The following is a 13,327-nucleotide window of genomic DNA, read 5'->3' on the forward strand; positions in this document are numbered from 1 at the left end:
CCGGCCAGGGTGTTCATGCCGCCAGGCATGACAGGATTTGCGCTGGTCGGGCCGCCACGCGGGCTACTACGCGACCACCATGCACCTGCACCTTACGCCGCACTCCACTCGCACGCCAGCAGCAGCTGCGCCGCCTCATTCCACACGGGGGTTGCCAGATGACGCCCAAGCACTTTTGGAGAACCACCATGCGCATTGAAAAGCGTCTATCGAACACGTTCAAGGCATTTGCCGCGTCCGGCAAGGCAGGCGGCACGGTCCTGATCCTGTGCACCATCCTGTCGCTGATGGTCGCCAATTCACCATGGGGTGCGCCGTACCTGGCGTTCTGGCAGATCAACCTGGCCGGCCTGAGCGTCGAGCTGTGGATCAACGATGCGCTGATGGCCATCTTCTTCCTGTTGATCGGCCTGGAGCTGCAGCGTGAACTGAATAACGGCGAGCTGTCCGACCTGCGCAATGCGCTGCTGCCGATCATCGCCGCGGCGGGCGGTGTGGCGGTGCCGGCGCTGATCCACTTCACGCTCAATGGCGGCACCCATACCCAGCCGGGCATGGGCATTCCGATGGCCACCGACATCGCGTTCGCGCTAGGCGTGCTGGCCCTCTTGGGCAGCCGGGTGCCAGCGTCGCTCAAGATTTTCCTGACCGCGCTGGCCGTCATGGATGACCTGGCCGCCATCATCGTCATCGCCGTGTTCTATACGGCAGAGCTCAAGGTCGGCTACCTGGTCGGCGCGCTGGGCATGTTCGTCGCCTTGTTCCTGATGAACCGCCGCCTGAAGGTGCTGGCGCTGTGGCCCTATCTGCTGGGCGGCGCGGTGATGTGGTTCCTGATGCTGATGTCGGGCGTGCACGCGACGATTGCCGGCGTGCTGCTGGCCTTCACCATTCCGTATTCGCACACGCAGGACGATCATGCTTCGCCGGCGCACCGCATGGAGCACGTGCTGCACACACCGGTCGCTTTCCTGATCCTGCCGATCTTCGCGCTGGCCAATACCGGCATCGTGATCGGCGCCGGCTGGGCGGGCGAACTGATGTCGTCGAACAGCCTGGGCATCATCGCCGGCCTGGTCGCCGGCAAGCCGGTCGGCATCTTCCTGTTCACCTTTGCCGCCGTGACGCTTGGCGTGTGCCGCTTGCCGCTCGATCTGGCATGGCGCCACGTGATCGGCGCGGGCCTCTTGGGCGGGATTGGCTTCACGATGTCGATCTTCATCACCAACCTGGCGTTTGTCGGTGAGGCCGAGATCATCAACGCGTCGAAGATGGCCATCCTAACCGCGTCGCTGGCGGCGGGTATCCTGGGCTTCGTCTGGCTCAAGCTGTTCGGCGCGCCGGCCGAAGGCGATCTTGACCCGGACACCATGGATTTCGATGACGGCACCACGGACACCGGGCCAGCCCGGGCGGCATGACCACCATCCTGCATCCGGCCCGGGTTGTCGTCCTGCTGTTTGCAGGCGCGATCCTGGCTGGCACGCTGCTGCTGATGCTGCCGCTGGCCAGCGCCAGCGGCCATGGCGCGCCGTTCATGGTGGCGTTCTTCACGGCCGTATCGGCCGTGTGCGTCAGCGGCATGGCCGTGGTCGATACGGGCACCTACTGGTCGGGGTTCGGCCAGGCGTCGATCATGGTGCTGTTCCAGCTGGGCGGCTTCGGCATGATGACGGCCGCCACGCTGCTCGGCCTGATGGTGAATCGCTCGTCGCGTCTGCGCACGCGCCTGATCGCGCAGACCGAGACGCGCTCGCTCGGCATGGGCGACATCGCGAGCGTGGCCCGGGTCGTGCTGACCGTGTCGGTGCTGCTGCAGCTCGTGATCGCCGTCATCCTGTTCGTGCGGCTGCGCGCGGGGCACGATCTGGCATGGGGCGACGCAGCATGGAGCGCCCTCTTCCACGCCGTCTCGGCGTTCAACAACGCCGGCTTTTCGCTGCATGCCGACAGCCTTACCCGTTATGCAAGCGATGCGCTGGTGCTGTTGCCGATCATGGTGGCCATCGTGGTCGGCGGCATTGGTTTTCCGGTGCTGCACGACCTGCGCCACCGCTTGCGCGATCCGCGCCACTGGTCGCTGCACACCAAGCTCACCCTCACCGGCACGCTGATGTTGCTCGTGGGCGGCTTCGCCACGGTGCTGCTGTTCGAGTGGAACAACGCCGCCACCCTGGGCGCGCTGTCGACGCCCGACAAACTCCTCAACAGCATGTTCATCTCGGTAGCGTCGCGCACCGCGGGCTTCAACACCGTCGACTACAGCGCGCTGACGCCCGAGACCTGGGCGCTGCACTATCTGCTGATGTTCATCGGCGGCGGCAGCGCGGGCACGGCGGGCGGCGTCAAGGTGGCCACCGTCATGATCCTGGTCCTGCTCGTGGTGGCTGAGGCGCGCGGTCAGTCCGATACCGAGGCCTTCGGCCGCCGGGTCGGGATGGCGGCGCAGCGCCAGGCCGTGACCGTGCTGGTGCTCGGCAGCGTGATCGTGGCGCTGGGCACGCTGGCGCTACTGCGGATCTCGCATTTCCCGACCGATCAGATTATCTTTGAAGTCATCGCGGCCTTTGGCAGCGCCGGCCTGTCCACCGGCATCACGGCCCAGCTGCCGGCATCCGGCCAAGTGGTGCTGGCATTACTCATGTTCATCGGCAGGGTCGGCACGATCACCCTCGCGACCTCGCTTGTCCTGGGCAAGCGGCGCATGCCCTATCGTTATCCGGAGGACCATCCAATTGTTGGGTAGAATTTTCACAGAACAGTTCGCCTTTTCGGCGGGCGACAGCGTCGTCGTGATCGGCCTGGGCCGCTTTGGCGGCGCAGTGGCGCAATCGCTGATGCGCCTGGGACACGACGTCATGGGCATCGACCGCAAGGAAGAACTGGTGCAGCTCTGGAGCGAGCGGCTTACGCACGCCGTGCAGGCCGATTCGACCAACGAAAACGTGATGCTGCAGCTGGGCGTGGCTGACTTTTCGCACGCCATCGTCGCCATCGGCTCGGATCTCGCCGCCAGCCTGATGACGCTGATGGTGCTGTCCGAACTGGGCATCAAGGATATCTGGGTCAAGGCGATGACGCCCGAGCACGGCCAGATCGCGCAGCGCATCGGCGCCCATCACGTGGTCTACCCCGAGGCAGACATGGGCGCGCGCGTGGCCCACCTGATCACCGGGCGGCTGATGGATTTCATCGAGTTCGAGGATGGCTTTGCGATCGCGAAGATCAATGCGCCGGCCGAGACGCACAACCTCACGCTGGCCGAATCGCACGTGCGCGCGCGCTTTGGCGTCACGGTGGTGGGCGTGAAACGGCTCAATGAAGACTTCCAGCATGCGCTGGGCGAGACCCGCATTCTGCCGGGCGACCTGTTGATCGTGTCGGGCCCGACCAAGAAGATCGAGCTGTTTGCCGGCGGCGAGAAGAAAGGCAGGAGGCGATAGGGAAGCACTGATTAATTCATGGCGGCGGACTTGGCGTTGAAAAGAGCCATCCTGCGGCGTTGCAAATTCTCGCAATAGCTCGCTATTGCTTCGATTTTGCGCCTTGCAGGCTGACTTTTTCAACTGCCAATTCCATCCCCCAGAATAAATCAGTGCTTCCCTAGGGCCGTGCCAGGGCCCTGGGGCTAAGCGACCGCTTACTCGAACACTTCCGCGGTAGCGAACATCGTGCCCTTCTCGTCCTTGGCCGACACCGATGGCGTCGCGCTGATCGGCCAGGTAATGGCCAGGCTCGGATCGTTCCAGACGATGCAGCGCTCGTGCTCGGGCGCGTAGTAGTCGGTCGTCTTGTAGACGAACTCAGCGGTTTCGGACAGCACGACGAAGCCGTGTGCGAAACCTTCGGGCACCCACAGCTGGGCCTTGTTCTCGGCCGACAGGATTTCACCGACCCACTGGCCGAACGTCGGCGACGCGCGGCGCAAATCGACCGCGACGTCGTAGACGCTGCCGGCGACGACGCGCACCAGTTTGCCCTGCGGCTGCTTGATCTGGTAGTGCAGGCCGCGCAGCACGTTGCTGGTGGATTTCGAGTGGTTGTCCTGCACGAACGCCACCTTGCGGCCGACTGCTTCTTCAAAGCGGGCCTGGTGGAAGCTCTCGTAGAAAAAGCCGCGGTCGTCGCCGAATACGCGCGGTTCGATCTTCAGGACGTCTGGAATTGCCAAGCGAGTAATCTGCATCAAAATACCTTTTCATTCAAAACACGCACCAGATACTGGCCGTAGCCGTTCTTGCGCAGGGGTGCTGCCAGTTCTTCGAGCTGGGCGGCGTTGATCCAGCCCTTGCGATACGCGATTTCTTCGGGGCAAGCGACTTTCAGGCCCTGGCGCTGTTCGATCGTCGCGATGAACTGACCGGCGTCGAGCAGCGATTCGTGGGTGCCGGTGTCCAGCCAGGCGTAGCCGCGGCCCATGATCTCGACATCGAGCTTGCCGATATCCATGTACATGCGGTTCAGGTCGGTGATCTCGAGTTCGCCGCGTGGCGACGGCTTGAGCGTGCGCGCCATTTTGGCGACGTTCTCGTCATAGAAATACAGGCCCGTCACCGCATAGTTCGAGCGCGGCTTGGCCGGCTTTTCTTCCAGGCTGATCGCCTTGCCGTCGTCGTTGAATTCCACCACGCCGTAGCGCTCCGGATCCTGCACGTGGTAGGCAAAGACACTGGCGCAGTCGGTACGGGCATCGGCGCGCTCGAGCAGCTGGTTGAAATCGTGACCGTAGAACAGGTTATCGCCCAGCACCAGTGCCGATGGCGAATTGCCGATGAAGTCTTCACCGATGATGAAGGCTTGCGCCAGGCCATCGGGCGAGGCTTGCACTGCGTACGACAGGTTCAGGCCCCAGCGCGCGCCGTCGCCCAGCAGTTGCTGGAAGCGCGGCGTGTCTTGCGGCGTCGAGATGATCAGGATGTCGCGGATGCCGCCGAGCATCAGGGTGCTCAGCGGGTAGTAAATCATCGGCTTGTCGAAGACAGGCAGCAGTTGCTTTGAAATTGCCAGCGTGGCCGGGTGCAGGCGGGTGCCGCTGCCACCGGCGAGGATGATGCCTTTACGTTGCATAGCATTGCTCATAGGTTTCCTTGTGCCGACAGTTCGGCGATCAATCGGTTGACGTGGTGGCGCCAGTCGGGCAGGCTCACGCCGAAATTGGCGCTGAACTTGCTGCAGTCGAGCCGCGAATTGGCGGGCCGCGCGGCCGGGGTCGGGAACGCGCTGGCCGCGATTGGCTGCACGGCATCCGGCCCGGCCTCGAGCACGGCGCCATGGCTTTGCGCCTGCGCCAGCACGTGCTGGGCGTAGGCATGCCAGGTGGTGGCGCCGGCGGCGGCCAGGTGGTACACGCCCGACAGGTGCTGCGCATCCACGCCAGGCGCGGCGATGCGGTGCAGCGCCAGCGCGGTGACGTCGGCCAGCAGTTCGGCGCCGGTCGGCGCGCCATGCTGGTCGGCGACCACGTTGAGCGACTCGCGCTCTTTGGCCAGGCGCAGCATCGTCTTGGCGAAGTTGCCGCCGCGCGGTGCGAACACCCAGCTGGTGCGCAGGATCAGGTGGCGCGCGCCACTCGCGGCAATGCGCTGCTCGCCGTCATACTTGGTGCGGCCATATACCGACAGCGGATTGACGGCGTCGGTTTCGACCCAGGCGCCCTCTTTCGTGCCATCAAAGACATAGTCGGTCGAGTAATGCACGAGCCAGGCGTTGCCGGCGGCGGCTTCCTCGGCCAGCACGCCCGGCGAGACGGCATTGACGTTGTGCGCCATGGCGGCGTCGGCTTCGGCCTTGTCGACCGCGGTGTAGGCAGCGGCATTGACGATGACGTCGGGCGCAAATGCGCGCACGACGGCGCGCAGCGATTCGGGATCGGTGAAATCAGCGTCAGCACGGCCCAGCGCGCGCAGTTCGCCCAGCGGCGCCAGCGCGCGTTGCAGTTCCCAGCCGACCTGGCCATCCTTACCCAGTAGCAGGATCTTCATGCGGCGCCGTTTTCTGGCGTGTACTGGCGGTCGACCCATTCCATGTACGCGCCGCTGGTGACGTTCTCGACCCAGGCGCCATTAGCCAGGTACCACTCGACCGTCTTGCGGATGCCCGTGTCGAAGGTTTCGGCCGGACGCCAGCCCAGTTCGCGCTCGAGCTTGCCGGCATCGATCGCATAGCGGCGGTCGTGGCCCGGGCGGTCTTTCACGAACGTCATCTGCGTTGCGTACGACGCGCCGTCGGCGCGCGGCTGCAGTTCGTCGAGGATCGCGCACAGCGTGCGCACGACGTCGATATTGGCTTTCTCGTTCCAGCCGCCGACGTTGTACGTTTCGGCCAGGCGGCCGTCTTCGAGCACGCGGCGAATCGCGCTGCAGTGGTCGGTGACATAGAGCCAGTCGCGGATCTGCTGGCCATCGCCGTAGATCGGCAACGGCTTACCGGCCAGCGCGTTGTGGATCACGAGCGGGATCAGCTTTTCCGGGAAGTGGTACGGGCCGTAGTTGTTCGAGCAGTTGGTGGTCAGGACCGGCAGGCCGTAGGTATGGTGGTAGGCGCGCACCAGGTGATCGGACGCTGCCTTGGTGGCCGAGTACGGGCTGTTCGGTTCGTAGCGGTGCTGCTCGGTGAAGGCCGGCGCATCGCTGCCCAGCGTGCCGTACACTTCATCGGTCGACACGTGCAGGAAGCGGAAGTCAGCTTTGGCTTGCTCGTCCAGACCGTTCCAGTAAGCGCGCACGGCTTCCAGCAGGTTGAAGGTGCCGACGATATTGGTCTGGATGAAGGCGCCCGGGCCTTCGATCGAACGGTCGACGTGGCTTTCGGCCGCGAAGTTCAGCACGGCCCGCACCTTGTGCTCGGCCAGCAGGCGCGCCACGAGGGCGCCGTCGCCGATGTCGCCGCGCACGAAGTGGTGGCGGCTGTCGCCTTCCAGGCTCGTCAGGTTTTGAAGATTGCCGGCGTACGTCAGCTTGTCGAGGTTGACGACGGGTTCGTCATTGTGAGCGAGCCAGTCGATGACGAAGTTCGAGCCAATAAAGCCCGCTCCGCCAGTCACGAGGATAGTCATGCCTGCAGTTCCTGGTAAAGGTATCGGTGGCTGCGCGGCGCCCTGAGCGCTGCGCGAACCTGAGAATTGTCGTGGACGAACGGCGCTGGCCGCCCATGCACTGTTGCTACTATTTTATGATGACTAGATAGCAAAAACGTGACATATCGGCACATTCTCCCGGCACTGTAGGTATTTTGTCAATGCCGGGTGGCCTCGTACGTTTCGTTGAGGTAATACTAACATTTGGCTGGAAAGTGTGCCGCGCGAATAAGCGGCCGGCTGGGTGGAACCAGCTACATCCCGTCAGATTGCGGGAACAGCAGGGTGAAGCGATTGCCCGTATCGTCGCTTTCAACCCGGGCTTCACCACCGTGCAGATGCATGATCGAGGCGACAATGGCCAGTCCCAGGCCACCCGAATCACCGCCCTGGCTGCGTGCCGGGTCACAACGATAAAATCGTTCGAACACGTGTGGAAGATGGACGACCGGGATGGGTGCGCCGGTATTGTGCACGGCGATGCTGACCATTCCGCTATCGGCGGAGGTGTAGATCGTCACCGTACCTTCGGCAGCGCCGTAGCGCAGCGCGTTGGCCAGCAAGTTAGCCAGGGCACGCCGCACCAGCGCGCGGTCAGCAACCAGTTCGCCTGCCGCGTGCACCACCACGCTGATCCCGCGTTCTTCGGCCACGCCCTCGAAATAGTCCACCAGCTGGGTGCACAGCTCTGCCAGATCGATCGTTTCAAGCGTGACGCCGCTGGCCGGCTGCTCCGAACGCGCAAGAAACAGCATGCTGTCGATCATGCGCGCCAGGCGCTCGTATTCTTCCAGATTTGACGCCAGCAGCTGTTCATAGTCATCAACGCTGCGGCGCTTGCGCAGCGCGTGTTCCGTGTGGCCCATCAGGTTATGTAAAGGCGTACGCATCTCGTGGGCCAGGTCTTCGGAGAAGCGCGACAGCTGGACAAAGCCGTCGGCCAGGCGCGTCAGCATCTGGTCGAGCGCTGCCCCCAGTTGCTGCAGTTCCTGCGTTTCTTTCAGCGGCGCCGGTGTCAGCTTCACCGCCACGTTCTGCTGCAGGCGCCGCACATCGACGGCGGCGGCCTGCTGCGCCATCAGCCGCACAGGCCGCAGCGCGCGCTGGCTGATCAGCCAGCCCAGCACAAACGACAGCAGCGCCCCGCCGGCCAGCGCCGCCCCCAAGGTCATGCGGTAGCTGGCCAGCATGCGCTCGCGCTCGACCAGCATTTTGGCGGCGACCACAGTGAACCGCCGGTTACCCTGCCAGACATCGACCCAGGCCAGCCGCGCCGCCTGACCGGTGGCGACATCGGTGAGGCGGATCGATGGCGCGGGCGGCAGGGACGGCAGCGCCAGGCCGCCCGGATTGACCGCGATCAGCAGTTGCCCGTGGCGTCGCGCATCCACAAGGCGTTGTCGCGGTTGCCCAGCATGTTGGCGTACAGCTGCGGGCGCCGGCGCAACGCCTCGATACTGTCGCTGTCGGCAACCAGCGCGCGCATGCGATCGATCCGGCCTGCCAGCGCGATGTCGTCACGCCACGCCAGCTCGCTTGCCAGGGACCGGTACAGGAACACGCCGATGGCCCCCAGCAGCAGCGCGCTTGCCAGGGCAAACCACAGCGCCAGGCGCATGCTCAGCGAACGAGGCGTGAACGCAAGCCTCATGGCGTCTCGCCCAGCATGTAACCCATGCCACGGACTGTGTGAATCAGTTTCAGTGGATAGGGATCGTCGATTTTCACGCGCAGGCGGCGGATGGCCACATCGACGACGTTGGTGTCGCTGTCGAAGTTCATCTGCCACACGTGCGAGGCGATGACTGCACGCGAGAGCACCTCGTCGACCCGGCTGACCAGCAGGTGCAGCAGCGCGAATTCCTTGCCCGTCAGGGTGATCCGGTCGCCCTGACGCGTGACCCGGCGGCGCAGCACATCGACCTGCAGGTCGGCGACGCGAAATTCCTGCATGTCGCGCGGCGGTCCGCGCCGCAGCAGCGTGCGCACGCGCGCCAGCAGTTCGGCAAACGAAAATGGCTTGACCAGATAGTCGTCGGCGCCCAGTTCGAGCCCGCGCACGCGGTCTTCAATGGCGTCGCGCGCCGTCAGGAACATCACCGGCGTGGCCGACCTGGCGCGCACCAGTTGCAGCAGCGCCCAGCCGTCAAGGCCCGGCAGCATCACGTCGAGGATCACCAGATCGAAGTCGAACTCCTCGATCATGTAACGGCCGTCAAAGCCATTGCTTGCCACCTCGACGATATAGCCGGACTCGCGCAAGCTCTTTTGCAGGTAGTCGGCCGCCTTGCGTTCATCTTCCACGATCAGTATGCGCATTGCCTGCTCCTTGTGCCGCAATCTTACTGCCCGCCGCGCGCCAGATGACAAAACTGTCATCTGGCCGTCATCTGGTTGTCGCCAGGCGCTGCGTACCATGCGGCCATTCGAACACTACCGGGATGATTCCATGTACCACCCACTGCCTGCAGGTTTGCTGATCGCGTTGTCGCTGGCCTGCCCCCAGGCCAGCACTGCCGCCCCGCTGACCGTACCCCACCGCACTATTTCACTCGATGGCGCGAGTCGCCTGCTCGACGCGGCGATGACCGCCTGCCATGCCGACGGCAAAGTGCTGGCCGCCGCCGTGGTCGACCGCGGCGGCAACCTGGTTGCCCTGCGCCGCGATGATGGCGTCGGTCCGCACAACACCATCGCTGCCCAGCGCAAGGCCTACACGGCGCTGTCAACCAGAACGGCGACCCGCCTGCTGGCCGCCAATGCCCGCGCCAGCACCGAAGCGGCCAACCTGAACACCGTCGAGACGCTGCTGCTGCTCGGTGGTGGCGTGCCACTGATGGCTGACGGCGAGCTCATTGGCGCCATCGGCATTGCCGGCGCTGGCGGACCGGCCACAGACGAAGCCTGCGCACAGGCCGCAATCGACAACGTGTTGCGCAAGACGCCCTGATTGCTGGCGGCATTGACCTTCCGATTATTTCTACACTTACCCTTACGGAGAACGCATGAAATTCCTTCAGACCCTGCTCGTTATGACCCTCGGTGCTGCTGCGCACTGCGCCAGTGCTGCAGCCGCACCCACCGTCACACCTGCCACGGCGATCAACCCGCTCAGCGTCCATGTCCTCGACCTGCAGGACGGTTTGCCATCAGCCGATGTGGCTGTCACTCTCGAACAGCGCGTAGGCGACGGATGGACGATGCTCGGCGAAGGCGTCACCAATGCCCAGGGCCGCATCCCTGCCCTGTTCCCCACTGGCGTGGCCATGGTACGCGGCACTTACCGGGTCACATTCAAGACCGGCAAGTGGTTTGCCGAGCACAAGAGCCCGACGTTCTTCCCCGAGATCCCTGTCATCTTTACGGCTGACGGCAGTGTGCCGCATTACCACGTGCCGCTGCTGCTGAGCCCTTACGGCTATTCGACGTACCGCGGCAATTGAATCGGTGCAGCGGAAAAGGCTGTCAGCGGCGAGCCGGCACAGATCGTCAGGCGCCTGACGTCAAATCCCGCACCAGGCCGGTCAATACATCGACCAGTGCTTTGCTTGCCGTCGTGCGATACGCCCCTTTGCGCCAGGCATAGACGACATGGCGCAACGGCATTGGCGGCAGCAGCGCAACCGCGTGCAGGTCGGTATAGGCGGCAGAAATCGGGTTGGGCAGAACTGTCCCCAGCGTTCCCTGACGAACGATCTCGACCAACGCGCCGATGGCATTGACTTCGACGGCGACCTTTGCCGCGATACCGTGCGACGCGCAGTACGCATCGATTTGCCGGCGGGTGGCGAACGACTTGTTGAGCAACACCAGCGGTTCGGCAGCAAACGCCGCCAGCGGCAACGCGGCAGACCGGGTGGCGAGTCGATGACTGGCGGCGGTCACGAAGCTGAGTTCTTCTTCGTACACCGGTGTGTAGTCGAGTTCACCCGGCTGCTGCGGACTGAATGCGATGCCGAGGTCGAGTTCGTCGTTGATCAACATCGCTTCGATGTCTTCCTGCGCGATTTCCAGAAAACTGACTGTGACCCTTGGGTGCAGTGCATGGAACCGGGCGATCAGCGGACCGATCAGATACAGCGATAACGTCGGCGGCGCAGCATAACGCAGCACGCCACGTTGCGCGGTACCGACATCCTGGATCGCGCGGGCGCCGGCGTGAAGATGCTGCATGCCAAGTTTGGCGTGGCCCATCCATGCCTCGCCGGCATCGGTCAGGCGCACGCTTTTTCCACTGCGGTCAAACAGCTGAACACCCAGCAATGCTTCGAGCTGCTTGATCTGCTGCGACAGCGCCGGTTGCGACACATGCAGCGCGGCGGCGGCACGGGTGAAGTTGCGATGCTCTGCAACGGCAAGAAAATAGCGGATGTGACGCAACAGCATAGCGAGCCCGATGATTCGTTTTACTTATCGACATCATCGCATATCGGTCTTGGACCTTATGGTTGTGAGTGGTTATATTCGCAGCCCTCCCACTCAGTTTTTAGAAAGATGTCATCTTGTCGTCCTTTCAGCAATGGTGTCGCGATTTCCTTCCCGCCCCGATTCAAATAGCACCTCGTGAACAGTTACGCAGCAGCCTGGGTGCGTTGATCGGGATATTTTTTACGGGCGTAATTGCCTGGTTTTTCGGCGGACCAGTCGACAATCTGCCATTGCTGGCAGCGCCCTTGGGCGCGTCTGCCGTGCTGTTGTTCGGCGTACCGGCAAGCCCGCTGGCCCAGCCATGGGCGATCATTGGAGGAAATCTGATCGGCGCAGTAACAGGCGTCAGCTGCGCTTACTTGATCCCGATGCCGCTCCTGGCGGCAGCAGTCGCCGTGGCAGTCACGGTCATGCTGATGTTTTCGTTTCGCTGCGTGCATCCACCGTCCGGTGCGGTGGCGATCACAGCGGTGCTGGGAGGCAGCAAGATTCATGCACTCGGCTATGCATTCGTGCTGTTCCCGATCGGCCTCAATTCTGTCGCCCTGCTGATCGGCGCCTTGGTTTATCACAGGCTTACCGGGCATCGCTATCCCCACCGCGCGATTCACAAGACGCCTGCGGCAAACCATGAAGTGCCGGAGATATTCACACGTGCGGATCTTGACGCGGTATTACGCAGACGTACCGAAATACTGGATGTCGATGTCGATGACCTGGAATCGGTGCTGGAAGAAGTGGCGCAGGAAAGTCAGCGACGTCGTGTGAGCATGTCGAGTTCGTCGTGAAACGTGAGATGGTTGAGCAGTGTGCGTCGCGGCGGAAAGTACCATGCCACTTCTACCGATAGCAACGACGAGAAACTCTGCGCTTACGGCTTGCGAAACACGACCGCATGCTGGATCGGCAGCGACTTGATGCTGCGTTCCCACTTCAGGCCATGCGCCGTGGCTTCACGCCGTATCTGTGACTCACTCATCTTGTGCAGCGGCTTGATCGCGACTGCCGGATCCTCGGCGCGATATTCGACGAAGACAACGCGCCCGCCCGGCTTGAGGGCGCCGACGATGCTGTCGAGGACTTCCGCGGGATAGGCAAGTTCGTGATAGACATCGACCATGATTGCCAGATCGACGCTGGCCGGTGGCAGTTTGACGGTGGTTTCGCTGCCCAGCACCGAGACCACGTTGCGCACGCCGCGTTTTGCCATCTGGCTGTCGAGCATGGCGATCATTTGCGGCTGCACGTCGACGGCGTACACACGTCCGTTGGGCCCGACCTTTTTCGCCAACTGCCAGGTGTAATAGCCGGTGCCGGCACCGATGTCGGCTACCGTCATGCCGGACGCCAGCGCCAGTTCCCGCAACAGCAATGCCGGCCGCTCCTCGTGCGCGCGGCTTTCGCGCTCGAGCCATTGCGCGCCCTCCCATCCCATCACACCGGAGATCTCGCGGCCCATATAGCGCTTGCCGATCCCATCCGGACTGGGTGCGACACGTTCATAGCGCGTGTCGGCGGTCGCTGCCTGGGCCACGGCATCGATACTGAAGGATGACAGCAGCGTCAGCGTCGACAGGCAGGCCAGCAGGATGGGGAGTGTACGGTAGGTGCGGCCGGTGCGGCAGTTGCTCGAGCGGGTGCGGTGCATGATCGGTTTCCGTAAGAAGTCGCGGCCTGCAATGGCGCCGGCAGGCTTGCCGTGGTTGGGAATGATCAGTGTAGCTGTGTTGGCTGTCCGACGTACTTTCACGTGGAGACCTGCGTCGAACGATGGACGCTATTCAAAAGGGAATCAGCGAATCCGCGAATCGTGCTCGGCTCTTG

Annotated in this window: 15 protein-coding genes; 6 read left to right on the forward strand and 9 right to left on the reverse strand. The window is 63.5% G+C overall.

Features of this window, described 5'->3' with window-relative positions; genetic code table 11:
- Nucleotides 1–188: 188 nt before the first annotated feature.
- Genes nhaA through NX775_RS07020 form a run of 3 tightly spaced genes read left to right on the forward strand, consistent with a single transcriptional unit; the run spans nt 189 to nt 3,443 of the window.
- Nucleotides 189–1,421 (forward strand): Na+/H+ antiporter NhaA, encoded by a 1,233-nt coding sequence (gene nhaA, locus NX775_RS07010; protein WP_258835346.1) that lies wholly within the window; start codon nt 189–191, stop codon nt 1,419–1,421.
- The gene (locus NX775_RS07015) at nt 1,418–2,746 is read left to right on the forward strand and encodes a TrkH family potassium uptake protein (RefSeq protein WP_258835347.1); all 1,329 of its coding nucleotides are present in this window, start codon (nt 1,418–1,420) and stop codon (nt 2,744–2,746) included. Before nhaA ends, NX775_RS07015 begins: the two co-directional genes overlap by 4 nt.
- Complete coding sequence (locus tag NX775_RS07020; RefSeq protein WP_258835348.1) at nt 2,736–3,443, forward strand: potassium channel family protein; 708 nt, start codon at nt 2,736–2,738, stop codon at nt 3,441–3,443. The genes NX775_RS07015 and NX775_RS07020 overlap by 11 nt, the downstream gene beginning before the upstream one ends.
- Nucleotides 3,444–3,640: 197 nt before the next feature.
- On the opposite strand, the gene rfbC is transcribed toward NX775_RS07020, so the two are convergent.
- The 7 genes from rfbC to NX775_RS07055 form a co-directional block, all read right to left on the reverse strand.
- Nucleotides 3,641–4,186 carry a dTDP-4-dehydrorhamnose 3,5-epimerase gene (gene rfbC / locus NX775_RS07025; protein WP_258835349.1) on the reverse strand — a complete coding sequence of 182 codons (546 nt, stop codon included), beginning with the start codon at nt 4,184–4,186 and terminating at the stop codon, nt 3,641–3,643.
- Nucleotides 4,186–5,067 (reverse strand): glucose-1-phosphate thymidylyltransferase RfbA, encoded by an 882-nt coding sequence (gene rfbA, locus NX775_RS07030; RefSeq protein WP_258835350.1) that lies wholly within the window; start codon nt 5,065–5,067, stop codon nt 4,186–4,188. The genes rfbC and rfbA overlap by 1 nt, the downstream gene beginning before the upstream one ends.
- An 8-nt stretch (nt 5,068–5,075) precedes the next feature.
- On the reverse strand, nt 5,076–5,981 hold the full coding sequence (rfbD, locus tag NX775_RS07035; protein WP_258835351.1) for a dTDP-4-dehydrorhamnose reductase: 906 nt from the start codon (nt 5,979–5,981) through the stop codon (nt 5,076–5,078).
- Nucleotides 5,978–7,054, reverse strand: a complete 1,077-nt coding sequence (gene rfbB, locus NX775_RS07040; RefSeq protein ID WP_258835352.1) for a dTDP-glucose 4,6-dehydratase — start codon at nt 7,052–7,054, stop codon at nt 5,978–5,980. The genes rfbD and rfbB overlap by 4 nt, the downstream gene beginning before the upstream one ends.
- Before the next feature lie 275 nt (nt 7,055–7,329).
- On the reverse strand, nt 7,330–8,466 hold the full coding sequence (locus NX775_RS07045) for a heavy metal sensor histidine kinase (RefSeq protein ID WP_258835353.1): 1,137 nt from the start codon (nt 8,464–8,466) through the stop codon (nt 7,330–7,332).
- On the reverse strand, nt 8,436–8,726 hold the full coding sequence (locus NX775_RS07050) for a hypothetical protein (protein ID WP_258835354.1): 291 nt from the start codon (nt 8,724–8,726) through the stop codon (nt 8,436–8,438). The genes NX775_RS07045 and NX775_RS07050 overlap by 31 nt, the downstream gene beginning before the upstream one ends.
- Nucleotides 8,723–9,394: a heavy metal response regulator transcription factor gene (locus tag NX775_RS07055; RefSeq protein WP_258835355.1), complete on the reverse strand. Its 672-nt coding sequence runs from the start codon at nt 9,392–9,394 to the stop codon at nt 8,723–8,725. Before NX775_RS07055 ends, NX775_RS07050 begins: the two co-directional genes overlap by 4 nt.
- 130 nt (nt 9,395–9,524) lie before the next feature.
- Here NX775_RS07055 and NX775_RS07060 point away from each other — a divergent pair, with 130 nt between their 5' ends.
- Both NX775_RS07060 and uraH read left to right on the forward strand, forming a co-directional pair.
- Nucleotides 9,525–10,025, forward strand: coding sequence for a GlcG/HbpS family heme-binding protein (locus NX775_RS07060; protein ID WP_258835356.1), 501 nt, complete (start codon nt 9,525–9,527; stop codon nt 10,023–10,025).
- A gap of 55 nt (nt 10,026–10,080) precedes the next feature.
- Entirely contained in the window at nt 10,081–10,518 is a 438-nt protein-coding gene (uraH, locus tag NX775_RS07065) for a hydroxyisourate hydrolase (RefSeq protein ID WP_258835357.1), read from the forward strand.
- Nucleotides 10,519–10,564: 46 nt separating this feature from the next.
- On the opposite strand, the gene cynR is transcribed toward uraH, so the two are convergent.
- Nucleotides 10,565–11,461, reverse strand: coding sequence for a transcriptional regulator CynR (cynR, locus tag NX775_RS07070; protein WP_258835358.1), 897 nt, complete (start codon nt 11,459–11,461; stop codon nt 10,565–10,567).
- Between the two features lie 116 nt (nt 11,462–11,577).
- Here cynR and NX775_RS07075 point away from each other — a divergent pair, with 116 nt between their 5' ends.
- Entirely contained in the window at nt 11,578–12,291 is a 714-nt protein-coding gene (locus NX775_RS07075; RefSeq protein ID WP_370660563.1) for an HPP family protein, read from the forward strand.
- A gap of 83 nt (nt 12,292–12,374) precedes the next feature.
- Here NX775_RS07075 and NX775_RS07080 read toward each other — a convergent pair whose 3' ends face one another.
- On the reverse strand, nt 12,375–13,151 hold the full coding sequence (locus tag NX775_RS07080; RefSeq protein WP_258835359.1) for a class I SAM-dependent methyltransferase: 777 nt from the start codon (nt 13,149–13,151) through the stop codon (nt 12,375–12,377).
- Between the last annotated feature and the right edge of the window lie 176 nt (nt 13,152–13,327).

Origin of the sequence: Massilia aurea (assembly GCF_024753205.1) — a bacterium.
Taxonomy (GTDB): domain Bacteria; phylum Pseudomonadota; class Gammaproteobacteria; order Burkholderiales; family Burkholderiaceae_D; genus Telluria; species Telluria aurea.

Excerpts from the sequence above, each read along its gene's own strand:
- cynR (WP_258835358.1), bottom strand. The coding sequence starts at position 11,461 with ATGCTGTTGCGTCACATCCGCTATTTTCTTGCCGTTGCAGAGCATCGC.
- rfbA (WP_258835350.1), bottom strand. The coding sequence starts at position 5,067 with ATGCAACGTAAAGGCATCATCCTCGCCGGTGGCAGCGGCACCCGCCTG.
- rfbD (WP_258835351.1), bottom strand. The coding sequence starts at position 5,981 with ATGAAGATCCTGCTACTGGGTAAGGATGGCCAGGTCGGCTGGGAACTG.
- nhaA (WP_258835346.1), top strand. The coding sequence starts at position 189 with ATGCGCATTGAAAAGCGTCTATCGAACACGTTCAAGGCATTTGCCGCG.
- NX775_RS07050 (WP_258835354.1), bottom strand. The coding sequence starts at position 8,726 with ATGAGGCTTGCGTTCACGCCTCGTTCGCTGAGCATGCGCCTGGCGCTG.
- NX775_RS07060 (WP_258835356.1), top strand. The coding sequence starts at position 9,525 with ATGTACCACCCACTGCCTGCAGGTTTGCTGATCGCGTTGTCGCTGGCC.
- NX775_RS07015 (WP_258835347.1), top strand. The coding sequence starts at position 1,418 with ATGACCACCATCCTGCATCCGGCCCGGGTTGTCGTCCTGCTGTTTGCA.
- rfbC (WP_258835349.1), bottom strand. The coding sequence starts at position 4,186 with ATGCAGATTACTCGCTTGGCAATTCCAGACGTCCTGAAGATCGAACCG.
- NX775_RS07080 (WP_258835359.1), bottom strand. The coding sequence starts at position 13,151 with ATGCACCGCACCCGCTCGAGCAACTGCCGCACCGGCCGCACCTACCGT.
- uraH (WP_258835357.1), top strand. The coding sequence starts at position 10,081 with ATGAAATTCCTTCAGACCCTGCTCGTTATGACCCTCGGTGCTGCTGCG.
- rfbB (WP_258835352.1), bottom strand. The coding sequence starts at position 7,054 with ATGACTATCCTCGTGACTGGCGGAGCGGGCTTTATTGGCTCGAACTTC.
- NX775_RS07055 (WP_258835355.1), bottom strand. The coding sequence starts at position 9,394 with ATGCGCATACTGATCGTGGAAGATGAACGCAAGGCGGCCGACTACCTG.